The following is a 25,665-nucleotide window of genomic DNA, read 5'->3' on the forward strand; positions in this document are numbered from 1 at the left end:
GCGGCCCATCCGGCGGAGAGCGGACGCTTTCCACCACGGATCAGCCCATTCTGGAAATGCGCGGCATAGCCAAGACGTTTCCGGGCGTGCGTGCGCTCGATGACGTGAACATCGCGCTTTATCCCGGCAAGGTGACGGCGCTGATCGGAGAGAATGGCGCTGGCAAATCCACGCTTGTGAAAATCCTGACTGGCATCTACCAGCCCGACGAAGGCGAAATCTTCATCGACAGCAAGCCGGTACATTTCGCAACCGCACAGGATGCGACCGATCACGGCGTGACGGCCATTCATCAGGAAACTGTGCTTTTCGACGAATTGTCGGTGGGCGAAAACATCTATCTCGGCCATGCGCCGCGCACGAAGTTCGGTTTCGTCAACTGGAAGGCTGTTTATGCGCGCTCGCAGGCGTTGCTGTCATCGCTCGAAACGACTGTTGATGCCCGTATCAAGCTGAAAGAACTTTCCATCGCCCAGCGCCATCTGGTTGCCATTGCCCGCGCCTTGTCCGTGGATTCGCGCATTGTTATCATGGACGAGCCGACCGCCGCCCTGTCGCGCAAGGAAGTGGACGACCTGTTTCGTATTGTGGCGCGGCTGAAGGCACAGGGCAAAGCCATCCTGTTCATCAGCCACAAATTCGATGAAGTCTATGAAATCGCCGATAATTATGCCGTTTTTCGTGACGGTCACGCGGTTGGACACGGTGCGCTCACAGATACACGGCAGAACGATATCGTTCGCATGATGGTCGGGCGATCCGTGGATCAGGCCTTTCCCAAGCAGGATGTCGCCATCGGCAAACCGGTGCTGAAGGTTGAAAACTATTCGCATCCGACCGAGTTTCGCGACATTTCCTTTGAGCTGCGCAAGGGCGAGATCCTCGGCGTTTACGGCCTTGTCGGCGCGGGACGTTCGGAGTTCACGCAGTCGCTGTTCGGCATCACCAAGCCATCGCGTGGCCGCGTGACGCTTGAAGATCGCGAGATTAGTATCCGCCGCCCCGGCGATGCGGTGGCACATGGCATCGTCTATGTGCCGGAAGAACGCGGACGCCATGGCGCCGTGCTGCAACTGCCGATCTTCCAGAATGTATCGCTGCCGTCACTCGCCCGCACCTCGCGCAATGGTTTTCTGCGCATGGCGGAAGAACTGGCGCTGGCGCGAAAATATGCCGAGCGTTTCGACCTGCGCGCAGCAGCGCTTTCGGTCCCTGTCGGAACCCTTTCCGGCGGCAACCAGCAGAAGGTCGTCATCGGCAAGTGGCTCGCGACCAATCCGAAGGTCATCATTCTCGATGAGCCGACCAAAGGCATCGATATCGGTTCCAAGGCAGCGGTTCACGCCTTTATCAGCGAATTGGCGGCGGAAGGGCTCAGTATCATCATGATCTCGTCGGAACTGCCGGAAATCATCGGCATGTCTGACCGTGTGATGGTGATGCGCGAAGGGCTGATGGAAGGCATCTTTGAGCGCGCCAGCCTCGACGCGGAAGTGCTGGTGCGCGCCGCCACCGGAAACACGGAGTAGACGATGAAACAGTTGCTCAAGCAGCGCGAAATCCTGCTCCTTGTCATTATCGCTCTTCTGGTGGGGCTGTTCGCAAGCCGCGCTCCGGGCTTTGCCAGCGCACATAATCTGGCGAATATTTTCAACGATACGTCCATCCTCATCATTGTCGCGCTTGGACAGATGGCGGTGATCCTGACCAAGTCAATCGATCTGTCGGTCGCCGCCAACCTCGCCTTTACCGGCATGGCGGTGGCTATGCTGAATGCGACCTATCCGGGCCTGCCGCTCGTGTTTCTCATTGTGCTGGCAATTGGCATCGGCGCGGTTCTGGGCGCCATCAATGGCATTCTGGTCTGGAAGCTCAACATTCCGGCGATTGTCGTGACACTTGGCACGCTCACCATCTATCGCGGTATGGCCTTTGTGCTCTCCGGCGGCGCATGGGTGAATGCGCATCAGATGACTGCGCCGTTTCTCAACACGCCGCGCACGCCCTTTCTTGGCCTGCCGCTCCTCGGCTGGACAGCAATCCTGATCGTCGCGCTCGTCTATGTGTTGCTGACGCGGACATTCTTCGGTCGCGCCCTTTATGCCTCCGGCGGCAACCCGACCGCCGCCGTCTATACCGGGATCGATGTGGGCCGCACGCGCTTCTTCGCCTTCGTGCTGTCGGGTGCGCTCGCCGGGCTTTGCGGCTATCTCTGGGTGTCACGCTATGCCGTCGCCTATGTGGATGTTGCAGCCGGATTCGAACTCGACAGCGTTGCGGCTTGCGTCATTGGCGGCATCTCGACACTTGGCGGGATAGGCTCTGTTGCCGGTGCGGTTCTCGGTGCGCTGTTCCTCGGCGTCATCAAGAACGCACTGCCGGTCATCGACATATCGCCCTTCTGGCAGATGGCGATTTCCGGCTCTGTTATCATCTTGGCCGTGATCTTCAATGCACGACAGGAAAAGCGGCGCGGACGCATCATCCTGCGCGACAAGGCTGCAAAAACTTACGAGGAGGTTGCGGCATGAATAATGAACAGCGCCGTCATATCCCCGACCGGCTCGGAACGCCATTCTCCCGCATCTTCGCAAGCTGGGAAATGCTTTTGCTTGGCGTGGCAATTGCGATCTTCATCGCGAATTCCTTTGCCTCGCCCTACTTCCTCAATGCCTGGAACCTGTCGGATGCCACGTTCAATTTCACCGAAAAGGCATTGATCGCCTTTGCGATGACGCTTCTCATTATTTCCGGCGAAATCGATCTTTCGGTCGCCGCGATCATTGCGCTCGCCTCGACGGCGATGGGGGCAGCGGCGCAGGCAGGTGTCGGCACACCCGGCCTCGTGATGATCGGCATCGGCACCGGTCTTGTCTGTGGCGCGATCAATGGCGGGCTGGTTGCCGGGCTGAAACTGCCGTCCATCGTCGTGACCATCGGCACGATGAGCCTCTTCCGCGGCATTTCCTATATCGTGCTGGGCGATCAGGCATTTGGTGGCTATCCGGCAAGCTTTGCCTATTTCGGACAGGGCTATGTGTTCTGGGTGATCTCTTTCGAATTTGCGCTGTTCGTCCTGTTTGCCGTGCTGTTCGGGGTACTGTTGCACTGGACCAGCTTCGGGCGCCGTATCTATGCCATCGGCAACAATGAATTCGCGGCGCGCTTTTCCGGCATTCCGGTTGAGAAAACCAAATTCGTGCTTTTCCTGATGACGGGCGTGATGAGCGGCATCGCCGCCGTTTGCCTGACCTCGCGCCTCGGCTCGACGCGCCCGTCCATTGCGCAAGGCTGGGAACTGGAAGTCGTCACCATGGTCGTACTGGGCGGCGTGTCGATCCTCGGCGGCTCGGGCACAATTGTCGGCGTGGTGATCGCCGCTTTCGTGATGGGCCTCGTGACGTTCGGGCTTGGGCTTCTCAATGTGCCGGGCATCGTCATGTCGATCTTCATCGGCCTCCTGCTGATCGTCACCATTTCACTGCCGATCCTCATCCGGCAGTTCAAAACGAGGCGTGCAGCATGACTGGCGAACGCTACGCATTTCGCATGAAGCTCAATCCTGGCATGGAAGCGGAGTACCGCCGCCGGCATGACGAGATATGGCCGGAACTGGTGGACCTTCTGCACACGGCAGGCGTGTCGGATTACGCGATCTATCTCGATGAAGAGACCAGTACCCTGTTCGGCGTGCTGACACGTAAGCCCAATCACGGCATGGCCGCCCTGCCTGATCATCCGGTGATGAAAAAGTGGTGGGTGCATATGGCGGATATCATGGCAACGAATGCCGATAATTCGCCGGTTTCCGTGGACCTCAAGCCAGTGTTTCACATGCCATGAAGCGCATTGCCATTCTGGATATAGGCAAAACAAACGCTAAAGTCGTTGTGCTTGATGCGGCAAGCGGCGAAGAAATCGTTGCAAACCGCATCTCCAATACGGTGCTGTGCGATGGCCCCTATCCACATTATGACATCGAGGCACTGTGGCGATTTTTCCTGAAAAGCCTTGCCGCTTTTGCCAAAGAGCCGGGTTTTGATACCATCTCCATCACCACGCATGGCGCGGCGGCGGCTCTCGTCGCAGCAGATGGCACATTGGCCATGCCTGTCCTCGACTATGAACTCGACTATCCGGCTGAAATCCTCGCAGCCTATGCGGCCATAAAGCCGGATTTCAAAGATACTTTCTCGCCACCGCTGTCGCTCGGCCTTAATCTCGGTGCGCAGCTTCATTATCTGAAGACGACGTTTCCCGCCGATTTTGCGCGGGCGCATTTCATATTCACCTATCCACAATATTGGGCATGGCGCCTGACTGGCATTGCCGCTTCGGAAGTGACATCGCTCGGCTGTCATACGGATCTGTGGTTGCCGAAGGAATCCGCCTTCTCACCTCTTGTCGACCGGCTGGGCATCCGTGCAAAACTCCCGCCACTTCGCTCTGCCTTCGATGCGTTGGGCGAAGTTTTGCCCGAGATTGCAACAGAGGTCGGCCTTTGCAAAGCTGTGCCGGTTCATTGCGGCATTCACGATTCCAATGCATCGCTGCTCGCGCATCTAATGGATCGGGAGGCCCCGTTCTCGGTCGTCTCGACCGGGACGTGGGTGGTCAGTTTCGCCGTTGGCGGCAATTTCGACGGGCTTGACCCGGAACGCGACACGCTTGCCAATGTCGATGCCTATGGTCGTGCTGTTCCATCCGCCCGTTACATGGGCGGGCGCGAATTCGATATCATGACGGAAGGACTGACCGTTCCCCCGGTCATCGACCAGCCCGATATTGCAGCAAAGGTTCTGGTGCAGCACATCATGGCGCTGCCGTCAGCCGTGCCGGGTTGCGGCCCCTATCCGAGTTCCAATCTTCGCTGGATCAATGCTGACACAGCCAGCGATGCAGAGCGCTATGTTGCCGCCTGCATCTATGCGGCGCTGATGACGGAAACCTGTCTCCACCTGCTGGGTGCCGATGGACCGGTTATCGTCGAAGGGCCGTTTGCCGGAAACCCGGTCTATCTTGAAGCGCTGGCGAATTTTACGGGACGAGACGTCGAAGCCGTATCAGGATCGACCGGCACGTCGCTTGGTGCCGGATTGCTCGCAGGTGCAACGGTTCCGGAGAAACACGGCAGGATTTTCAGACCGGGCAATGAAGCCTACGCTGCGTACCGAAAGCAATGGATAAAGAATACGGCATAAATCACTGAAATAATATATAATATGCCTGGAGATAAAATTGATCTCCGGGCTGTTTTTCCTAACATTTCTTTATCCCAAAACCGGTTCCCATTTTTTGGGAGACATGTTCTAGTTCAACGCTTTCTGCCGTGTCTCCACATCGATGAAAAAGGCGATAATACCGGCCAGCGCCAGAAGTCCCGCAAACAGTGCCACGGCGACATAGAAGCTCTGGCTGATGACGAGTGCCAGCGCGGACGGCGCAAGCAAGCCGCCAAGGCGAGCCATCGCGCCCGCCGCTCCCATTCCACTTGCGCGCAATCCTGTCGGATAAAGTTCCGGCGTAAAAGCATAGAGCGCGCCCCATGTGCCAAGCAGGGCAAAGCTCATGATGAGAATGGATGCACCGACAACTGCTGAACTGTTGGCCACTGTAAAGAGAGCACAGGCCGCAGCGCTGATGAACAGAAAGGTGATCAGCGTCTTCTTGCGTCCCCACGCTTCCACGCCATAGGCGGCGAGTGCGTAGCCCGGCAATTGGGCCAGTGCAACCACGACAAGGAAGCCGTAGCCGCGGACGAAGCCAAAACCGTCACCGGCAAGCTTGGCCGGTATCCAGGTGAAAATACCGTAATAGGACACCGAGACGAGAAACCAGATTGCCAGCGTCGTCAACGTGCGCTGGCGCAGATTTGGCGACAGAAGCTTTTCGCCTGTCACCATAAGGGGCGCTTCTAGCCGGGCCTTCGGCGGCAACTCCGGTTTGCCATTACGGCGAAGCACGCGGTTCATGACCGATTTGGCTTCTTCCGGACGTCCCGATTTCAGAAGATGCATCGGGGATTCCGGCACCCAGAGGCGCAGCCAGATGCCGATGAGCGCCGGTGCAGCAGTGACGATGAAGATATAGCGCCATCCATCTTCTACGCCTGCAAGGCTGGTGGCCCATGCCGCAAGGGCAATGATAACGGTGCCGACCGCCCAGAAACCTTCGAGCATGACGAGCCAACGGCCGCGATTTTTGGCGGGAAGGAATTCGGCCATCATCGCATAGTCGACCGGCAATGTTCCGCCGACTGCCACGCCTGTCATGAAGCGCAGGAAGAGCAAAATACCGAAACTCGGCGCAAATGCCGAAAGCAGTCCGAAAACGGCATCGCAGGCGACAGTGATCAGAAGCACGCGGCGGCGACCGTATTTATCCGCCAGTCGCCCGAAGACCGCCGCGCCGATCAGCATGCCAAGGAAGAACAGCGTGCCGGTCTGCAATGCTTGTGGGACGGTCAGGCCAAAAGTCTTTGCAATGGCAGCACCAGTAAAGCCGACCGCCAGCACCTGCATGGCGTCGGCGGCCCAGACAAGGCCAAACACACCCAGAAGACCGCGCTGAAATGCGCCCGTACCCGCCTGATCGAGCGTCTGTTCGATGGTAACTTTCATGCCGCGACGTGTCCCCTGCTACCGGCTGAAGATATGCTGCCTTTTACAGCGCCGACGATGGGTTGCTGTCAATCGCCCTTTTCAGATATTGCCCGATCTTTTGCCTGCAAATATTCCCAGAAGCTCTCGGCATGTGCCGGAAGTGCCGCATCGTGACGATAGATACGGACCTCGACCGTGAAATCCCAATAGGGATCGGTTGAGGCTGGCACTAGCTCGCCGCGTTGCAGTTCGTCATAGATGAGGCTTTCGGGCAGCCAGGCCATCCCCCAGCCTGCAAGCGCCATGGCCTTCAGACCGATCGACATGGTGTTTTCGTGAACCACCTGACGCTTGAACGCGGTACCGGATGCAAATTTCTGCGACAGGGCAGCGCCAAAGAAGGAAAAGTCACCATAGCTCAGATATGGCAATGGCTCCCCGCTGGCAACGGCATGATCAAGGATCGGGCCTGTCGGAGACGGGCGCGAGACCGGCATCAGCCGTTCCGTGCCGAGCACGATATAAGGAAACTGCGTGCGGTCGATCAGGATCGGCACGGAATTATGCGCATAGGTCAGGAAGAAATGAACCTCTCCTTCCGTCAGCGTCGCGATATTGTCCTCGAAACCACCCCGATCCGGACTGAGCAGAGAGCGTATGCTGCCAACATCGTCATCGATCTGCTTCAGCCAGTGCGGAAAGAATGTGACTGTCAGCGTGTGCAAGGCTGAAAATGTGAGGACGGGGTTTTGGACCTCGCGGCTCGGCTGCAGCGCCTTGCGTGTGTTGTAGAACTGGCGAACGGTATCCTGCGCTACCGGCAGAAAGGTTCGTCCCTCGCGAGTAAGCTCTGCAGGAAAAGTCGCGCGATTGACGAGAGTAACGCCAAGCCAGAGTTCAAGCTGCTTGATGCGACGGGAAAACGCGGACTGCGTCACATGCCGGGTATCCGCCGCGCGCGAGAAACTGGACGTTGCCGCCAGCGCGATGAAGTCTTCCAGCCATTTCAGTTCCATTGGGTCGGGGCCTTTCCAGCAAAGGGCAATAAGGCAGTATGTTTGGTTCGGCTTGAACGAGACCTTTTTCCTGCTGCCTTACCCCTTATGCAATTTCTGCATAGTGATTGCAAAACATAGCATTGGCAGCTCCCAAGCTTTTTCCATACCGTCCGGCAAAACTGTTAAACGCGCATCTGTTCCGAAAACCGCTTCACGTTTTTCGGGGTGCGCACAATCAATCACATAGATGTCCGAGGACGTGTTTTGGCCAGGGTAATTTATTTGAACGGCGCTTTCGTTGCTGAGAACGAGGCGAAAGTGTCGGTGTTCGATCGCGGCTTTCTGTTTGGTGACGGTATTTACGAAGTCAGTGCTGTCATCGATGGCCGCCTTGTTGACAACGAACTTCACCTCGCCCGTCTGGAGCGCTCCGTCAGGGAACTCGGAATTCCGTTGCCTGCTTCGCTGGACGCCATTCGCGCCGCACAGATCGAGCTGATGAAGCGCAATGAACTGCATGAAGGCGTCGTCTATATGCAGGTGACGCGCGGCGAAGCCGAACGCGATTTTGTCTATACCGACGACATTAAGCCGAATTTCGTCATGTTCACGCAGGCCAAGAACCTCGCCAATTCGCCGTCGGTCCAGAATGGCGTAAGGGTGGATGTTGCACCGGATACGCGCTGGGCGCGCCGCGACATCAAGACTGTCATGCTTCTGGCGCAGGTGCTGGCAAAGAAGCAGGCCAAGAGCAAGGGCTACCATGAAGTCTGGCTGGTTGAAGACGGCTTCGTTACCGAAGGCGGTTCATCGACGGCATTCATCATCACCAATGACAATGTGCTGGTAACGCGGCCGAATTCGCACGCTATCCTCCCTGGCTGCACGCGTCGCGCCGTGATCAAGATCGCGGAAGAACAGCACCTTCGCATTGAAGAGCGCCTGTTCACGGTCGATGAGGCGAAGGCCGCCAAGGAAGCGTTTCTCACGAGCGCATCGAGCTTCGTGACGCCAATCATCGGCATTCAGGATCATACGATTTCCGACGGCAAGCCGGGGCCGATCACCCGCCGTTTGCAGCAGATCTACATGGATATGGCTCGCACGGGATCGGAGCCGGTACTTCAGTCGTAACTAACGAACGGGTTTTGCCTGCAAGGTTGCGAACAAGACCTGTTTTCTGCAAAACGATAGAATCTTAGAGCAAGGCCCGTCGATGCGGGCCTTGCTCATGCGCATTATCGAGGCCAGCACACGGAAATAACCATGACAGGCAAGGCACGCGACTACGGCATCATCTGCGGCATCATGCAGCCGGGCGAAAACAACGCCATCACCGATGTGCCGGGCGTGCGCGTGGGGCACCGCACCTTGCGCAACGGCGATATCAACACCGGCGTGACAGCAATCATCCCACATGACGGCAACATATATCGCCGCAAGGTGCTGGCCGCTTGCGATGTCATCAATGGTTTTGGCAAAAGCACCGGTCTCGTGCAGGTTGAGGAACTGGGCACGCTGGAAACGCCGATCCTGCTCACCAATACATTTGGCGTCGGAACCTGCGCCAATGCGTTGATCCGAGAGGCGATTGCAGGCAATCCCGATATCGGGCGCACCACGGCGACCGTCAATCCAGTCGTTTTGGAATGCAATGACGGTCCGCTCAACGACATTCAGGCCATGGCCGTCACGGAAGCCGATGCGCAGGAAGCCTTGCAGATTGCGGGAACGGACGTTAGCGAAGGCAATGTCGGTGCAGGAACCGGCATGAGCTGTTTCGGTTTCAAGGGTGGCATCGGCACATCCTCGCGCCAGTTCGAACTTGACGGCAAGGTGCATCACCTCGGTGTTCTGGCGCTGACCAATTTTGGCCGCGCCGGTGATCTGGTTCTTCCGGACGGGCGCAGGCCTTCGCCGAAGGCCGAAGCACAGCCGGAAAAAGGTTCAGTCATTCTGGTGCTGGCGACAGATGTTCCGATGGAACACCGCCAGTTGAAGCGCGTGACCCGCCGCTGTGGCGCGGGACTGGCACGCCTCGGTGCATTCTGGGGCCACGGAAGCGGTGATATCGCCATCGGCTTTTCAACGGCTGTGACATTCGACCATGATGAAACGCGTGATGTGGTCGAGATCGCGGTGCTCAACGAAAACCGTATCGATACGCTGTTTCGCGCAGCAGTTGAATGCACGCAGGAAGCCGTCCTCAACTCCATGTGCATGGCTGAACCTATGCGCGGACGCGCCGCAAACCGCCGCTCGCTGGCCGGCTGGCTGGCCGACTGGCTGGAAAGCAACAAAGATTAGACGCGGCAACCTCTGACGGGGTCCACATCAAATCCTGATATTTTCTGTGTATTGCCACATTTGGCTTCGATCATTCCCTAATGGTCGAAGTCGAAGGATGGCAATATGCTGCAAAACCGCGACTCGGCGCGACCCATGGCACGCTCCCACGAGTTTGGGCTGCTTAGGCACAACCGTTGCCGGTATAAGGGCGCTTCGTTTTCGGGGCAGTCATATGCCGAATCGATGACAGCGCTGAAATTTCAGGACCAATTTTTTGACGACATCGTTTGTTCGCCTGACTGTACTGGGAAGTATCCTGCCATTGCTGGCGGCATGCGTCACCGTTGGTCCTGACTATCAGAAGCCAAATGTGCTGACGCCTGCTGGTTGGAACAGCAAGGCTGACAAGCGTGCCCCTCAATTGGGTGATTGGTGGAAAAACCTGAAAGACCCGGTTCTGGATCAGCTGATAGCGGACGGAATTGCCGGTAGCCCGGATGTTGCTACTGCGAAGGCGAAGGTGCGGCAGACCCGCGCCAATTACACCTCGGCCGGTGGCGCGCTTTATCCGCAGTTGGATGGAAGCGGAAGCTTCACGCGATCTGACAGTGGAACTACTCTTGCCTCCAATCAGTCGAGCATGGGTTTTAAAACCCAATGGGAACTCGATCTTTTCGGCGGCAACAGGCGCGGTGTGGAAGCAGCCTACTACAATGTCGAATCCGCAAATGAGCAATTGCGGGCAGCGCTCATTACGCTGATCGGCGACATCGCAACCAACTATGCAAACTTGCGCGGTGCGCAGGCCAATATTGCCATTGCGCAGCGCAATGCAGCGTCCCAGCGGCAGACCGTAGCACTGACACGCAGCCAGCTGGAAGCCGGACAAATCTCGCAGGTCGATCTTTTGAGCGCCGAGACACAGGCCGCATCGACTGAAGCCCAGATACCGGGTCTGCGGATCAGCTACGCCCAATATCTCAATCAGTTGTCAGTGTTGACGGGCCGGTCTTCTTCGGCACTTGCGAGCGTTCTGGACAAATCACGTCCGATACCCGCGATCCCACGCAAAATTTCAGCCGGCCTGCCTGCCGATTTGCTGCTCAGCCGCCCGGATATCCGCGCAGCGGAACGCGATTATGCAAGTTCAACTGCCAGCATCGGCCAGAAACAGGCCCTGCTCTATCCAAGTGTTTCGCTCACCGGCAACATCAATACGGGTGGCGCCAATTTCGGTGACCTTGGAAAACTGTCGACAATCAGCTGGGCTTTCGGTCCAAGTTTGAGCGTACCTGTCTTCCATGGCGGCCAGCTGAATGCGGACGTCGACGCGGCAAGAGCAGCAAGAGACCAGGCTTTCATCGCCTATCGCAAAATCATCTTGACGGCGCTCAGCGAAGTCGAGAATGCCAGCGTATCGCTCAACCAGAACCGTTTGCGCACCGCGCAGCTACAGAAAATCGTTGGCAACAGCCGCAAGATCAACGAATTGACGCTGGAGCAATATAGAGCTGGCACGAAGAGCTTCGTCGATGTGCTGACGGCGCAGCGTGACCTTCTGAGCGCAGAAACCAACCTTAGTCAGGCCCGGACCGATCTGGTCCTGAATTATGTCGCCCTGCAGAAAGCACTGGGTGGTGGCTGGAACGGCATCATTGATGTTGCGAAACCTGAAGTCGTTGACGGCTATACGGGTCCGCGCATCGTCAAGACCCCGCCGCTTCCTCCACTGACAACCGATAAGAGACCACTATGAAACCCAAGTCGAAACGCCGTTTTCGCTGGCGCCTGTGGCTGGCCGTCCTCATCGCATTGCTGATCGTGGGCTATTTTGTCGTCCGCTCCCTCACGAAAGAAGAACCTCTGCCCGCCACGACTGAAATCAAGCGCGGCGAGATCGAAAGTTCGGTTCTTGCAACGGGTACTTTGCGGCCTAAAAATCTGGTTGCCATCGGCGCGCAGGCGACAGGCCGCATTCTTTCGCTCAAAGTGAAACCGGGCCAGCAGATAAAGGCCGGCGAAGTCGTTGCCCTGATTGACTCGACCAATCAGCAGAACGAGCTGAACAAGGCCCAGGCGTCGCTTCGCCAGAACGAAGCCACCCGTGCACAGAACCTTGCCGATCTCGAGCTGGCCAGGCAGGATCTGGCGCGAAACCAGATGATGATCGGCAAGAATGCCGTTGCACGTGCGGATTACGACAAGGCGGTCAGCACCGTAAAGTCGAAGGAAGCACAGGTCGCCAACAGCGAGGCGGCGATTGCGGCGGCGAAAGTCGACGTCCAGATCGCCGAAACCAATCTCGCTTATACCCGCATTACAGCGCCCATTGACGGCACGATCCTTGCGACGGTGGTTCAGGAAGGCCAGACCGTCAACGCGCAGCAAAGCGCGCCGACGATCGCTATTCTCGGCCAACTCGACACGATGACCGTCGAGGCGGACATTTCGGAAGCGGATGTTACTCAGGTTCGCGAAGGAATGCCGCTTTATTTCACCATATCGGGACAAAACCTGAAACGTTATGACGCGACGTTGGAAAAGATTGAACCGGCTCCGGATTCCATCGTCAGTGACAAAAGCTTCACGACAACGGCTGTGAGCGCATCGAGCTCGGCGACTGCCTCGGCCATTTACTACAAGGGTATTTTCAGCGTTCCCAATCCGGATGGGCTGCTCAGAACCTACATGACGACCGAAGTTCATATTCTGCTTGCGAAGGCAAAAGACGCCTTGATTGCGCCTGTGACCGCTCTCAAGGACACGAGTGAACCGGGCAAGGCCACGGTTCGCGTGGTGACAAGCGCCAACAAGATCGAAGAACGCACGGTCGAAACCGGCATTACCGACAAGGTCAACACCGAAATCCGTTCGGGTCTGAACGAGGGGGATAAGGTCGTGACCGATAATCAGGTTACTGCTCCTGCCCCGGACAGTTTCTGACATGAGCGATACGCCGCTTCTCTCGCTCAAGGGCGTTTCCCGACAATATCCGTCGGGTGACGACTTCACGACGGTTCTGAACCATGTGAACCTGACCATCGAGCGCGGAGAGATGGTGGCGATCATTGGTGCGTCGGGTTCGGGCAAATCCACGCTGATGAATATTCTCGGCTGTCTGGATCGTCCGTCGGAAGGCGAATATCTGATTTCCGGTCGCGCTACGTCGGAACTTGAAGCTGATGAGCTGGCACAATTGCGGCGTGAGCATTTCGGTTTCATTTTTCAGCGCTATCATCTGCTTGGTGAACTGGACGCCGTGGGCAATGTCGAGATCCCGGCCATTTATGCAGGCCAGAAAAAGGCGGAACGGCGCGAAAAGGCTGAAATGATCCTTCAGCGGCTTGGTATGGGTGAACGCACCCATCACCGGCCCAGTCAGCTTTCCGGGGGCCAGCAGCAGCGCGTTTCCATCGCCCGCGCCCTCATCAACGATGCTGATGTTATTCTGGCGGACGAGCCCACGGGTGCGCTCGACAGCCATAGCGGCGAGGAAGTCCTTGGCATCCTTCAGGAACTGAACCGCGAAGGACGCACCATCGTCATCGTCACGCATGACCGGCAGGTTGCAGCGCGGGCGCAGCGCATCATCGAAATTCGCGATGGCGAAATCATCTCCGACACACGTAACGGTGAGACCGAGCGCCGAGTGATGTCTGTGCCGGTTGAGCAGCAGCAGGCCAAGCCGAGGCTACTGGCCGGGCTTCGCGACCGCTTCAACGAGGCATTCGCAATGGCGCTCCGGTCGATGAATGCGCATCGGCTGCGCACGTTTCTGACTATGCTCGGCATCATTATTGGCACGGCATCGGTCGTCTGCGTCGTAGCGCTGGGACAAGGGTCACAGCGGCAGATTCTGGAGCGGATCAGCGATCTTGGCACCAATACGCTCTACATCAGTCCCGGCAGGGGATTTGGTGACCTGAAAGCCGCGCAGATTACAACACTCAATCTGGACGATGCCAAGGAGATCGCGAAACTGCCCTATGTGGTGGCTGCGACGCCATCCGGTTCGACAAGTTCCACGATCCGTGTCGGCGACAAGGAAGTCAGCGTTTCGGTGAACGGTGTGGGTGCGGAATATTTCGTCACACGCAACAGCAAATTGCTCGAAGGCCGGTTTTTCGATCAGCGCAATGTCGATGATCTGGAACAGGTGGCTGTGGTTGATGAAACAGCCAAGACGACACTCTTTCCCCATGAAGTAGGCTCTGTCATCGGCAAGATCATCCTTTTGAACAAAGTGCCAGTGCGCATTGTCGGTGTCGTCAAGGCCGAGGAACGCGGACCGGGTGGCGCTCAGACGCTTGAAGTCTACCTGCCCTACACGACTGTGCAGACACGCATGACCGGCTCACGTTCATTGCAGATGATCCTCGTTCGCGTCGCCGACACAATGGACCCGTCAGAAGCCGAAAAACTGATTACGGCCTTCCTGACCAAACGGCATGGCGAGAAGGACTTCTCAGTCTTCAATACCGACAGCCTGCAAAAGACCATTCAGGCCACGACAGCGACGCTTGCCCTTCTCGTGTCCAGCATTGCAGGCATATCGCTTTTTGTCGGCGGCATCGGTGTCATGAACATCATGCTTGTCGCCGTATCGGAAAGAATCAACGAGATCGGTGTCCGCATGGCCATTGGCGCACGCCAGAGCGATATCTTGCAGCAGTTCCTGATCGAGGCGATTCTCGTTTGTCTGATCGGTGGCGTGCTTGGTGTTCTCATCGCTGCCGGATTCGGCCTGCTGTTTGCGCAGTTCAGTTCGATGTTCCAGCTCATCTATTCGCCCGCCTCCATCGTGGTTGCGCTTGTCTGCTCGAGCCTGATCGGCATCGGATTCGGCTTTATTCCGGCTCGCAACGCCTCCAAACTCGATCCGGTCGTCGCCCTCGCACGGGACTGATCGGTGAGTCTCTGACTTGACGGCTCTCTGCCGCCGGATGCCGTTCACGGCTGCAGAATTAACAGGCAGCGGAAACTACCTTTGATTGTTGCATTGCGCATAAATCAATATAAGAAATATCTTTATTAGATTGATATTGTTGATTTTATACATGCAACCGAAGGTAATATAGCCTTTGGGAGGCTATGCATGAGGGTATATGTCCCGCAAGAAATTTCTGTCTTTTGGGTCGTTTCGGAAGGGGGTTGTTAACCTTCATTTTTTATTACTTGGGCTCATTCAGGCGACAGTATCTATGGTTCAGGTATCATGCGTAATTTGAGAGAAAATTTCCCCCAGTCTACAGGAAATCGTGCAGAGAACGCTCAGGACCCGAAGCAGCCTAGCGGTCAGACGGGTAGTCAAAATCCCGCCAGTGACGATGCCTGGAAAATCCATTTTTCGCTCGGTGCGAATGTTCGTTTTACCCGTACGCCAGAAGTTGAGCTTTTGCGTCGTCGCGGCGAGGAACTCCCGAGCATCAATGAGCGCACTCAAGCTGAAGCTGCGCCAGAGATCAGCGTCGAGAAGGTTGCCGAAGCCCAGCCTATGGCTGTCGCACAATTGCAGAAGACCGTGTCGCAGAGCATGGTTCGCTCGCCAATAGCACCGGTGCCGCCCGCAATGCCTGCGGTTCCTGTGGCAGTTGTTGCAGCTTCTGCAGAGCCCGCTCTGGAAGTAGCCCCAGTTGCGGTTGAACCGGTCGCGGCTGACATTGTAAATCCGGCCAAGCCATCGGCCTTCACCTATCTTTCAGACTTCGCTTTCTGGGAAGGTTGCGACATCGATACGGCAATCGTGCCGGCGGAGCCTCTGGTTTCTGCTGTTCCAGCAGAACCGCGCAAGCCTTTGCCGACCGTTGAATCCATTCTGGCACAGTTCCGTATTCGCGAATGGAACAAGCAACCGGCGCCAGCTGCAGTAGCCACGATTCAGCCAGTCGTAGAGGCACCGGTTGCCATTGCGCCAATTGAAACGGTTGCACCGAAACCTGTTGCTACCGTTCAGGTCGAAACGCCCGCGCCGCAGCCGATTGTGGCTGCGCCAGAGATCGCACCCGAAGTTATCGGCGAAGCCACCGAGGACGAAGTTGTACTCACCGTTGCTGAAGCGGAAGAACATGTCTTCGAGGAAGTAGTGGTTCCGGAGCCGGTCATCGAAAAGCCCGTTGCGGCCAAGGCAGCGCCTTCGATTGCATTGTACCAGCCGCAACCCCTCCCCCGCGCCGAAACGCCTGTCATTCACGGCAGCTATGAGTTTCCCCCGCGAGACCTTCTGCAGATGCCGCCCGAACAGGACGGAAATGTGATCACGCAGGAAATGCTGGAACGCAGCGCGGGATTGCTCGAAAGCGTACTGGAGGATTTCGGCGTGCGCGGCGAGATCATTCATGTCCGCCCCGGCCCTGTCGTCACGCTCTACGAGTTTGAACCGGCGCCCGGCGTCAAGTCCTCGCGCGTCATCGGCCTTGCCGATGATATCGCCCGCTCCATGTCGGCGCTTTCCGCCCGCGTGGCTGTGGTTCCCGGCCGCAATGTCATCGGCATCGAACTGCCGAATGCCAATCGCGAAACTGTTTACCTGCGCGAAATGATCGATAGCCGCACTTTCGAGGCATCGAATTACCGTCTGCCGCTTTGCCTCGGCAAGGGTATTGGTGGCGAGCCGATCATCGCTGAACTGGCCAAGATGCCTCACCTTCTGGTGGCAGGCACCACCGGCTCAGGTAAGTCGGTTGCCATCAACACGATGATCCTCTCGCTGCTCTACCGTTTCAAGCCGGAAGAATGCCGCCTGATCATGGTTGATCCGAAGATGCTGGAACTGTCCATCTATGACGGTATTCCACATCTGCTGACCCCGGTTGTTACCGATCCGAAAAAGGCCGTCGTCGCTCTGAAATGGGCCGTGCGCGAGATGGAAGAACGCTATCGCAAGATGGCCCGCCTTGGCGTGCGTAACATCGAAGGCTTCAATGCCCGTGCCGCCTCGGCCAAGGGCAAGGGCGAAACCGTGATGTGCACGGTGCAATCCGGCTTCGACAAGGAAACGGGTGAAGCGACCTATATTCAGGAAGAGCTCGACCTCACGCCGATGCCGTACATCGTGGTCATCATCGACGAGATGGCCGACCTGATGATGGTTGCTGGCAAGGACATTGAAGGTGCTGTCCAGCGTCTTGCCCAGATGGCCCGCGCCGCCGGTATCCACCTCATCATGGCAACCCAACGCCCTTCAGTCGATGTCATTACTGGCACGATCAAGGCAAACTTCCCGACCCGCATCTCGTTCCAGGTCACCTCGAAGATCGACAGCCGCACGATCCTCGGTGAAATGGGTGCCGAGCAGCTTCTCGGTCAGGGCGACATGCTTCATATGGCAGGCGGCGGACGCATCGTCCGTGTCCATGGCCCGTTCGTTTCCGATGAGGAAGTCGAAAAAGTGGTCAACCACCTGAAGGAACAGGGACGTCCGGATTATCTGGCGACCGTCACGGAAGACGAGGAAGACGAAGACGCAACGCAGGACGCAGCGGTTTTCGATGCAACCTCGATGGGTTCGGAAGATGGTGATGACGTATATGAACAGGCCATCAAGGTCGTGATGCGCGACAAGAAGTGCTCCACGTCCTATATCCAGCGCCGCCTCGGTATCGGTTATAACCGTGCTGCCTCGCTCGTAGAGCGTATGGAGAAGGACGGTCTGGTCGGCCCTGCCAATCATGTCGGCAAGCGCGAGATCCTGACGGGCAACCGCGACTGATCACTGCTAAATCCAAGTTATAAAAAGCCGGATCGCACACGCGATTCGGCTTTTTGCTGTGCCTTGCCAATAGGTTGGAAACTGTTGCGCCAATGCGCTTGTCAAGATGTAAAATTTGGTTAATACTTAGTTCATTCGTACATTCTTGATAATCGGTCGAGATAGCCTCGAAAGCGGTCTCGCGCCCAGAAGATAGGGAGAATGATCGATGAAGAGCATTATTATCGGTCCTGCGGCTACCGAAAAGGATCGTACAGTTACGCAGCAGATTTTGCTGCGCATTCATGAGCAGATGCCAAAGCCTTCCGAAGACAAAACACAGGTTTGCAACGTATTGCGCCTGTCGAAGGGTGGCTATTCGCACCGCAGACGCAGAATTCATAAACTAGCCTGAGTTTAATTAATCGTATCACGTTTTTCTTCAGCGTCGCTCGCATCCCAGCGCAGCAGGCGCTGCATTTTTTATTTTCCGATATTTGCTGGTCGGCAGTGTCGATCACGGTCTTGTTCCAGCCCTACCCTTTTTAAAAGGAGACGTCTGGGGTAAGGGATAGCAATTGTCTCTCTTCATCCAGACATCAAGGAAATGCTATGCCCTCGCCCGCTCAAACCGACGGACAGCCGGAAAATAAGAAGTCTGGCATCTTTCTGGGGTTATTGACGATTCTGGTGGGCTTCTTCTTCATTCTCTTCATGGGGCTAGGCATCTGGCAGGTGGAGCGTCTGCAATGGAAACTCGATCTCATCGCAAGGGTCGATGCGCGCGTTCACGCCGAACCAGTTGCAGCGCCGGGTCCGGACGATTGGGCCAACGTCAACCAGAAAGACGATGAATACCGTCATGTCACGCTGACCGGCACCTATCTGAACGACAAGGAAGTGCTGGTCCATGCGCTGACCGAGCGCGGCGCAGGCTATTGGGTCCTGACGCCGATGCGTTCATCCGATGGCGCACTGACTTTCATCAATCGCGGCTTTGTTCCAAGCGACAAGCGCGATCCGTCATCGCGGCAGGAAACGCAGATTGCTGGTGAAACGACCGTAACAGGCCTGTTGCGTATGCCGGAACCTGACGGGTTCTTCCTGCGTCCGAACGATCCGGCGCGCAATGACTGGAATTCACGCGATGTCGCAGCCTTTGCGAAGAAAGAAAACCTGGGACCTGCTGCGCCCTATTTCATCGATGCGGATGCAACAGCTGGCACAGGAGCGCTTCCCATTGGTGGACTGACGGTCGTGAAATTCCGTAACAGCCATCTTTCCTATGCAATCACATGGTTTGCGCTTGCTGCCATGGTTGCCGGTGCCGCCATTTTCCTCTGGCGGCACGAGCGTAAGTTGAAGAGCTAGATGTGCAACGCGTGGCCGAGCGCTTTCATGCTGGCTTCGGCAAAGCCTTCACTCAATGTCGGATGTGCGTGGATCGTACCGGCGATGTCTTCCAGTCTTGCCCCCATCTCCACCGCCTGCGCAAAGGATGATGAAAGCTCGGATATGCCGACGCCAACAGCCTGAATACCGAGGATGAGGTGATTATCCGCACGTGCAACGACACGGATCATGCCGTCTTCACGCTCGATCGTCATTGCCCGGCCATTGGCCTGAAACGGGAAAATGCCCACCTGAATCTCATGACCGGCCTTGCGTGCCTCATCCGGCGATAGCCCGACCGTAACGATTTCCGGATCGGTGAAGCAGACGGCGGGAATGCAGCGCTTATCCCAAAGCTGATTGCCGCCTGCGATGATTTCCGCCACCATCTCGCCCTGTGCCATGGCACGATGCGCAAGCATTGGCTCGCCGGTCACGTCACCGATGGCATAGACACCGCGCATGGAGGTGCGGCAGCGCTCGTCGATACGGATGAAACGTCCATCCATATCGAGACGAATTTCACTGAGACCCCAACCGTCGGTCTGCGGCTTGCGGCCCACAGTGACGAGGATCTTGTCGGCCTCGATGGTCTTCGTAGCGCCGTCGGCGGTCAGGACTTCAAGCCCTGCCTCATCCTTCGATAGTCCCTTGGCTGAAGTGCTGGTCAGGACTTCGACGCCAAGCGCCTTCAAACGCGCCATGACCGGACGCGTCAGCTCGGCATCATATTGCGGCAGGATGCGGTCAGTGGCTTCCACCACAGTGACTTTCGCGCCAAGCTTGGCAAAGGCCGTGCCGATTTCCAGTCCGATATAGCCGCCACCGACGATGGCCAGCTTTTCCGGCACCTTTTCCAGCGACAGCGCTTCAGTGGACGAAATGACTTTTCCGCCAAATGGCAGCGCCTGAATTTCAACCGGAACCGAGCCGGTTGCGATAACGATGTTTTCGGCATGGATCGTCTGGCGGCCGGTATCGGTTTCGACAAGAACGGTTTTCCCGTCGAGAAAGCGTGCCTGTCCATGGAACATGCGCACGCGCGACCGTTTCAGGAGACCAGCCACACCGCCATTCAGACGGCTCACAATGCCGTCTTTCCATTCAAGCGTTCTGGCAAAATCAATGGCCGGATTCTGCGCCGTAATGCCGAGCGCGCCCTTCGATGCAAAGACGGAAAGGTGGTGGAATTCATCAGCTGCGTGGATCAGTGCCTTGGATGGAATGCAGCCCACATTGAGGCACGTGCCGCCCAGTCGTGTCTTTTCCACCAGCACCGTATCAATGCCAAGCTGGCCTGCCCGGATGCCGCATACATAGCCGCCGGGACCGCCGCCGATGATCAGGAGTTTGCAGGAAATCTCGCTCATTCGATCAGCCTTCTATAAAAATCATCGCGGGCGTCTCCAGAAGGCTTTTCAGCTTCTGCACGAAGACCGCTGCATCCCAGCCGTCGATCACGCGATGGTCGAAACTGCACGACAGGTTCATCATCTTGCGCGGCACGAACTGCACGCCGTCCCACATAGGACGCACGGCCATCTTGTTGATGCCGACGATTGCGACTTCCGGGCGGTTGATGATCGGTGTCGTGGCGATTGCACCGAGTGGTCCAAGCGATGTGATGGTGATGGTGGAACCTGTCAGTTCTTCCCGCTTCGCCGTACCGTTGCGCGCCGCGTCGGTAACGCGCGACAACTCAGAAGCTGCAGCGAACACGCTCATGCTTTCCGCATGGCGTACCACCGGCACAATCAGACCGTTGGGCGTCTGCGTGGCGATGCCGATATGCACACCACCAAACTGGCGGATGATGTCGGCCTCGTCATCGAAATGCGCATTGAGACCGGGCTGTTCTTTCACTGCCTTGACGATAGTGCGAATAATGAAAGGCAGAAGCGTCAGACGCGGGCGATCTTCTTTCTTTTCATTGTTGAGGCCGCTACGCAGCTCTTCCAACTGTGTAACATCGACCTCTTCGACGATGGTAATATGCGGAATATGGCGCTTCGCCTCGGCCATGCGTTCGGCAATCTTGCGGCGAAGGCCGATGACCTTGATCTCGTTGACCGAGGTGTCGGTTGCATAACCGGACAGAGCCGGTGACGCGCCTGTTTCCTGCTGGAAAAAGACGTCCAGATCTTCGTGCGTGATGCGCCCCGCCGGACCCGTACCGCGAACACGACGCAGATCGACGCCGGCATCGCGAGCGCGGAGTCTGACGGACGGTGTTGCCAGCGGCCTTTCGCCCTCGCTGCGTATTGGACCCGCACCAGAGAATGCGCGGCCTGCGCTCTCACGTTTCGGCGCAGCGGGCTTTGGAGGAACCGGCGTCTGCAACAGAACCGGTGTTTCGGGAGTTGGTGCTGGTTGCGGCTTGGCCGTTTCAACAGCAGTCAGAGCCGGTTCTTCTGCGTTCCCTTCGGATTTCTCTTCTGTCGCATCGCCCTCGATCTCCAGACGGACGAGTTCAGACCCGACAGCGATCTTCTCGCCGACTTCACCATTGACGGCGATGACCTTGCCGCCGCGTGACGATGGAATTTCGACCGTTGCCTTGTCGGTCATGACGGCAGCGAGAAGATCGTCCTCGCGCACGACATCGCCAACCTTCACATGCCATTCGACCAATTCGGCCTCGGCAACGCCTTCACCAACATCGGGGAGTTTAATTGTAAAATGTGCCATGTTTCCCTCCCCCTCAAGCTTCCATGATGGATGTTAGCGCACGGCCAACCCGGTCCGGGCCGGGGAAATAGGCCCATTCCTGCGCATGCGGATAAGGCGTATCCCAACCGGTAACGCGGAGAATCGGCGCTTCCAGATGATAGAAGCAATCACGCTGCACGAGTGCGGCAAGTTCTGCACCATAACCGCAGGTCAGCGTCGCCTCATGCACGATTACGCAGCGCCCGGTCTTCTTCACAGACGCCATGATGGTGTCCGTATCGAGTGGAAGCAGCGTGCGAAGATCGATCACCTCAGCATCGACGCCGGTTTCCTCGGCGGCGGCAAGCGCCACATGGACCATGGTGCCATAGGCAAGCACCGTCACGTCGCTGCCCTCGCGGCGAATGGCAGCCTTGCCCAGCGGCACGGTATAATAGCCTTCCGGCACATCACCGAGATCATGTTTCTTCCAGGATGTCACCGGACGGTCATGATGCCCGTCGAAAGGACCGTTATAAAGACGCTTCGGTTCGAACATGATAACGGGATCAGGGTCTTCGATGGCCGCCAGCAGCAGTCCCTTGGCATCGGCAGGCATCGACGGCATGACCGTCTTCAGGCCCGACACATGGGTGAAAAGCGCTTCCGGACTCTGGCTGTGCGTCTGGCCGCCATAGATGCCGCCGCCGGAAGGCATGCGGATCACGATAGGACAGGTGAACTCGCCCGCAGAGCGATAGCGTAGGCGTGCGGCCTCGGAAACGATCTGGTCGTAGGCCGGGTAGACATAGTCCGCGAACTGCACTTCGATGCAGGGGCGAAGACCGTAAGCGGCCATGCCGATGGCGGTGCCGACAATGCCGAGCTCGCTGATCGGCGCGTCAAAGCAGCGTTCCTTGCCGTATTTCTTCTGGAGGCCAGCCGTACAGCGGAAAACACCGCCGAAATAACCAACATCCTCGCCGAACACGACGACCTTCTTGTCGCGTTCCATGGCGATATCGTGGGCGTTCTGGATCGCCTCGATCATAGTCATTTTGGTCATGAATTATTTCCTCCGCATTTCCGAACGGAAAACCGCTTCACACTTTTCCTGGAAATGCTCAAAACCCCGCCTCCTGACGCTGGCGGATAAGATGCGGCGGCGTTTCGGCATAGACATCCTCAAACATGTCGCGCATCGATGGCTTGCGACCGTCATGCAATGTACCAATGGCTTCCGCTTCGCGCTGTGCAGCCACCACCAGATCCATCACTTCGGCTTCGGCCTGCTTGTGACGTTCATCCGACCAGACGCCGCGCTTGATAAGATGGTTCTTGAGCCGCAGGATCGGATCGCCGAGCGGCCATGCGTCGCTTTCGGCCTTCGGACGATAGGCGGATGGATCGTCAGAGGTTGAGTGTCCGCCAGCGCGATAGGTCACATATTCGATGATGGTCGGTCCGAGATTGCGCCGGGCGCGTTCCACAGCCCATTTGGCAACCGCATGAACGGCCAGATAGTCATTGCCATCGACACGCAGGGCAGGAATGCCGAAGCCGTGGCCGCGTGCTGCGAAAGTGCCGGAGCCGCCGCGCGCAATGCCCTGAAAGGTGGAAATGGCCCATTGGTTATTGACGATATTCATCACCACCGGGGCTTTGTAGGTCGAAGCAAAAACCAATGCGGCGTGGAAATCGCTTTCTGCGGTCGAGCCATCGCCGATCCATGCTGCCGCGATCTTCGTATCGTGGCTGATGGCCGAAGCCATGGCCCAGCCGACGGCCTGCGTATATTGCGTCGCGAGGTTGCCGGAAATGGTGAAGAAGCCATGTTCCTGTGACGAGTACATCACCGGAAGCTGACGGCCTTTCAACGGGTCCTGCTCGTTGGAGAAAATCTGGTTCATCATCGTGACGAGCGGATAATCGTCGGCAATGAGCAGACCGGCCTGACGATAGGTCGGGAAATTCATGTCGCCTTTGCGCAATGCCTTGCGGAAAGCACAGCTGACCGCCTCTTCACCCAAATGCTGCATATAGAACGAGGTCTTGCCCTGACGCTGGGCCATCATCATACGCGCATCATAGGCGCGCAGGATCATCATGTGACGAAGCCCGTCTTTCAACTCATCATCGGTCAAGGTGCCCGCCCAGGGGCCGACCGCCTCGCCTTCGCGGTTCAAAACGCGGATGATGCTGAAAGCCAGATCGCGCATTGCTTCCGGCTTTTCGTCGATTTCCGGCCTGCGAACGCTTCCCGCACGCGGGATTTTGACATGGGAGAAATCCGGTGCATCGCCAGGCCGCCACTCCGGCTCGGGAACATGCAGGGATAGTACGACATCATCACTCATGCGGGTAACCCTCGAAACTGGCCTCGCAACTGGCCTAGGGAACTTACAAAATGTCGAACGGGAGAATATCGGATTGGTTCCGTGCGTTTCGGAAACCCTATCGTCGGCGTTGTTGGTCACATCTGCCGACCTTGTTCCTCCCATGCGACATGGCGCCGATTTCCTCCTTCGGCACCATCCGTTTTCAGGGTGGAACGGGTTCAAAAATAAAGCAAGATTATTTTTCGGCCGCTTCGGCACTCTTTTGTGAAACGGGTTCGCTCGTGCTTTGGCCGCAGCTAAGGTGCACCGGACGAAACAAGCTTATTCCCGTGATTTCGATGGGATTTTAAGTGGAATGTTTAACTATCTAGTACCGCAATAATATTGCTTTTGATTGACGAGAACGTCAGTACTTATTGGTACTCTTTCGGCCCTTTCGAGCACGGTTTTCGTTTCTCACAAACTCAGCATGAGGCGTTTTGTCCATGTATCCCAGCGAGAATTACGTCCATCAAACGACGCCGATTCTCCAAAAAGAAAAGCCGCACCCGAGGGCGCGGCTTGTGGGTAAGGCTTGGTAAGAAGCTGCGAAATGTTCGGTTCAGCGGATCGCTTTGCCGTTCGCATCGAACCGATGCGTCTTGCTATCATCAGGCGTAATGAAGATCATGTCGCCTTCGTTGTAGTGATGTTCGCCGAAGAGCCGCACCGTAATCAGGCCTGCAGCTTCGGTTTCGACGTAAAGGATCGTATCGGCACCGAGATGTTCGGCGTGGATGACTTTGCCTTTCCATTTGCCGCTGTCGCGGCTGACGGAAATATGCTCGGGACGGATACCGACCGTCTTCGCTCCTGTGTCGCCAACACGGGTGCCGTCCACGAAATTCATCTGCGGCGATCCGATGAAGCCCGCGACAAACAGATTGTCAGGCTTGTTATAGAGTTCCATCGGCGAACCGACCTGCTCGATGCGGCCGGCATTGAGGACAACGATACGGTCCGCAAGCGTCATGGCCTCAACCTGATCATGCGTGACATAGATCATCGTCGCCTTGAGCTCGCGGTGTAACTTGGCGATTTCAAGCCGCGTCTGCACGCGAAGTGCAGCATCGAGGTTCGACAGCGGTTCATCGAACAGGAACAGTTCCGGTTCGCGCACCAGTGCACGCCCGATGGCGACGCGCTGGCGCTGGCCACCCGACATTTCAGCCGGACGGCGACCCAGATAAGGGTCAAGCGACAGCATTGCCGAAGCCTTGGAAACGCGCGTTTCAATTTCGGCCTTCGGCGTACCTGCCTGCTTGAGGCCAAGCCCCATATTGTCCTTGACCGTCAGGTGCGGATAAAGCGCATAGGACTGGAACACCATCGCGATGCCGCGCTTGGAAGGCGGCGTGACTGTGACATCATCGCCATTGATGAGCACCTGACCGGAAGAGACGTCTTCCAGACCGGCAATGGAACGCAGCAGCGTTGACTTGCCGCAACCGGAAGGTCCGACGAAGATAATGAACTCGCCGTCCTGCACTTCAAGATTGATATCCTGCAGAACTTCCTGTGCGCCGTAGCGCTTGTGTACCGATTTGAGTAGCAGCGATCCCACGTAACAAATTCCCTTAGAGCATTTCCGAGCCAAAAGTGCGAAGCAGTTTTGCGTAGGATAATGCGTGAAAACAAAGAGATAGAGCGGTTCCACAATTCCGTTTTAA

Annotated in this window: 20 protein-coding genes; 13 read left to right on the forward strand and 7 right to left on the reverse strand. The window is 57.1% G+C overall.

Annotated elements, in window-relative coordinates:
* The first annotated feature begins 56 nt into the window (after nt 1-56).
* From KWJ32_RS03260 to KWJ32_RS03280, 5 genes are read left to right on the forward strand one after another with little or no spacing between them, the layout of a single operon-like run.
* A complete protein-coding gene (locus tag KWJ32_RS03260; RefSeq protein ID WP_231771615.1) occupies nt 57-1,529 on the forward strand; it encodes a sugar ABC transporter ATP-binding protein in 1,473 nt (490 codons plus the stop codon).
* Between the two features lie 3 nt (nt 1,530-1,532).
* Nucleotides 1,533-2,531 (forward strand): ABC transporter permease, encoded by a 999-nt coding sequence (locus tag KWJ32_RS03265; protein ID WP_125334065.1) that lies wholly within the window; start codon nt 1,533-1,535, stop codon nt 2,529-2,531.
* Nucleotides 2,528-3,526, forward strand: coding sequence for an ABC transporter permease (locus KWJ32_RS03270; protein ID WP_151609513.1), 999 nt, complete (start codon nt 2,528-2,530; stop codon nt 3,524-3,526). Before KWJ32_RS03265 ends, KWJ32_RS03270 begins: the two co-directional genes overlap by 4 nt.
* Nucleotides 3,523-3,843 carry an L-rhamnose mutarotase gene (rhaM, locus tag KWJ32_RS03275; RefSeq protein ID WP_094515795.1) on the forward strand — a complete coding sequence of 107 codons (321 nt, stop codon included), beginning with the start codon at nt 3,523-3,525 and terminating at the stop codon, nt 3,841-3,843. Before KWJ32_RS03270 ends, rhaM begins: the two co-directional genes overlap by 4 nt.
* Nucleotides 3,840-5,201, forward strand: a complete 1,362-nt coding sequence (locus KWJ32_RS03280) for an FGGY-family carbohydrate kinase (RefSeq protein ID WP_151609515.1) — start codon at nt 3,840-3,842, stop codon at nt 5,199-5,201. The genes rhaM and KWJ32_RS03280 overlap by 4 nt, the downstream gene beginning before the upstream one ends.
* 108 nt (nt 5,202-5,309) lie before the next feature.
* On the opposite strand, the gene KWJ32_RS03285 is transcribed toward KWJ32_RS03280, so the two are convergent.
* Both KWJ32_RS03285 and KWJ32_RS03290 read right to left on the reverse strand, forming a co-directional pair.
* The gene (locus KWJ32_RS03285) at nt 5,310-6,620 is read right to left on the reverse strand and encodes an MFS transporter (protein ID WP_010658762.1); all 1,311 of its coding nucleotides are present in this window, start codon (nt 6,618-6,620) and stop codon (nt 5,310-5,312) included.
* 68 nt (nt 6,621-6,688) lie between these two features.
* Nucleotides 6,689-7,618 (reverse strand): LysR family transcriptional regulator, encoded by a 930-nt coding sequence (locus tag KWJ32_RS03290; RefSeq protein ID WP_012092959.1) that lies wholly within the window; start codon nt 7,616-7,618, stop codon nt 6,689-6,691.
* A 246-nt stretch (nt 7,619-7,864) separates the two neighbouring features.
* Here KWJ32_RS03290 and KWJ32_RS03295 point away from each other — a divergent pair, with 246 nt between their 5' ends.
* The 8 genes from KWJ32_RS03295 (at nt 7,865) to KWJ32_RS03330 (ending at nt 18,947) form a co-directional block, all read left to right on the forward strand.
* Entirely contained in the window at nt 7,865-8,734 is an 870-nt protein-coding gene (locus tag KWJ32_RS03295; RefSeq protein WP_151609518.1) for a D-amino-acid transaminase, read from the forward strand.
* A gap of 132 nt (nt 8,735-8,866) precedes the next feature.
* Nucleotides 8,867-9,907, forward strand: a complete 1,041-nt coding sequence (locus KWJ32_RS03300) for a P1 family peptidase (RefSeq protein WP_151609520.1) — start codon at nt 8,867-8,869, stop codon at nt 9,905-9,907.
* Nucleotides 9,908-10,163: 256 nt separating this feature from the next.
* A complete protein-coding gene (locus KWJ32_RS03305) occupies nt 10,164-11,645 on the forward strand; it encodes an efflux transporter outer membrane subunit (RefSeq protein WP_012092956.1) in 1,482 nt (493 codons plus the stop codon).
* On the forward strand, nt 11,642-12,832 hold the full coding sequence (locus KWJ32_RS03310; RefSeq protein ID WP_125300617.1) for an efflux RND transporter periplasmic adaptor subunit: 1,191 nt from the start codon (nt 11,642-11,644) through the stop codon (nt 12,830-12,832). The genes KWJ32_RS03305 and KWJ32_RS03310 overlap by 4 nt, the downstream gene beginning before the upstream one ends.
* 1 nt (nt 12,833) lies before the next feature.
* Nucleotides 12,834-14,795: a MacB family efflux pump subunit gene (locus KWJ32_RS03315; RefSeq protein ID WP_010658756.1), complete on the forward strand. Its 1,962-nt coding sequence runs from the start codon at nt 12,834-12,836 to the stop codon at nt 14,793-14,795.
* A gap of 309 nt (nt 14,796-15,104) precedes the next feature.
* Nucleotides 15,105-17,597 carry a DNA translocase FtsK gene (locus KWJ32_RS03320; RefSeq protein WP_094515801.1) on the forward strand — a complete coding sequence of 831 codons (2,493 nt, stop codon included), beginning with the start codon at nt 15,105-15,107 and terminating at the stop codon, nt 17,595-17,597.
* A 208-nt stretch (nt 17,598-17,805) separates the two neighbouring features.
* On the forward strand, nt 17,806-17,991 hold the full coding sequence (locus KWJ32_RS03325) for a hypothetical protein (protein ID WP_010658754.1): 186 nt from the start codon (nt 17,806-17,808) through the stop codon (nt 17,989-17,991).
* 197 nt (nt 17,992-18,188) lie between these two features.
* Nucleotides 18,189-18,947, forward strand: coding sequence for an SURF1 family protein (locus KWJ32_RS03330; RefSeq protein WP_012092952.1), 759 nt, complete (start codon nt 18,189-18,191; stop codon nt 18,945-18,947).
* Here the strand turns inward: KWJ32_RS03330 and lpdA are convergent.
* The 5 genes from lpdA to KWJ32_RS03355 all read right to left on the reverse strand — a co-directional run bounded on the left by lpdA (nt 18,944) and on the right by KWJ32_RS03355 (nt 25,559).
* Nucleotides 18,944-20,338, reverse strand: coding sequence for a dihydrolipoyl dehydrogenase (gene lpdA, locus KWJ32_RS03335; protein ID WP_125300621.1), 1,395 nt, complete (start codon nt 20,336-20,338; stop codon nt 18,944-18,946). The genes KWJ32_RS03330 and lpdA overlap by 4 nt on opposite strands.
* A 4-nt stretch (nt 20,339-20,342) precedes the next feature.
* Nucleotides 20,343-21,656 (reverse strand): dihydrolipoamide acetyltransferase family protein, encoded by a 1,314-nt coding sequence (locus KWJ32_RS03340; RefSeq protein WP_012092950.1) that lies wholly within the window; start codon nt 21,654-21,656, stop codon nt 20,343-20,345.
* 13 nt (nt 21,657-21,669) lie between these two features.
* Nucleotides 21,670-22,683 carry an alpha-ketoacid dehydrogenase subunit beta gene (locus tag KWJ32_RS03345; RefSeq protein ID WP_151609522.1) on the reverse strand — a complete coding sequence of 338 codons (1,014 nt, stop codon included), beginning with the start codon at nt 22,681-22,683 and terminating at the stop codon, nt 21,670-21,672.
* A 58-nt stretch (nt 22,684-22,741) separates the two neighbouring features.
* Nucleotides 22,742-23,974 (reverse strand): 3-methyl-2-oxobutanoate dehydrogenase (2-methylpropanoyl-transferring) subunit alpha, encoded by a 1,233-nt coding sequence (locus KWJ32_RS03350; RefSeq protein WP_012092949.1) that lies wholly within the window; start codon nt 23,972-23,974, stop codon nt 22,742-22,744.
* A gap of 583 nt (nt 23,975-24,557) precedes the next feature.
* The gene (locus KWJ32_RS03355) at nt 24,558-25,559 is read right to left on the reverse strand and encodes an ABC transporter ATP-binding protein (protein ID WP_012092948.1); all 1,002 of its coding nucleotides are present in this window, start codon (nt 25,557-25,559) and stop codon (nt 24,558-24,560) included.
* Nucleotides 25,560-25,665 lie beyond the last annotated feature (106 nt).

This window comes from Ochrobactrum sp. BTU2, assembly GCF_024539785.1.
Taxonomy (GTDB): domain Bacteria; phylum Pseudomonadota; class Alphaproteobacteria; order Rhizobiales; family Rhizobiaceae; genus Brucella; species Brucella anthropi.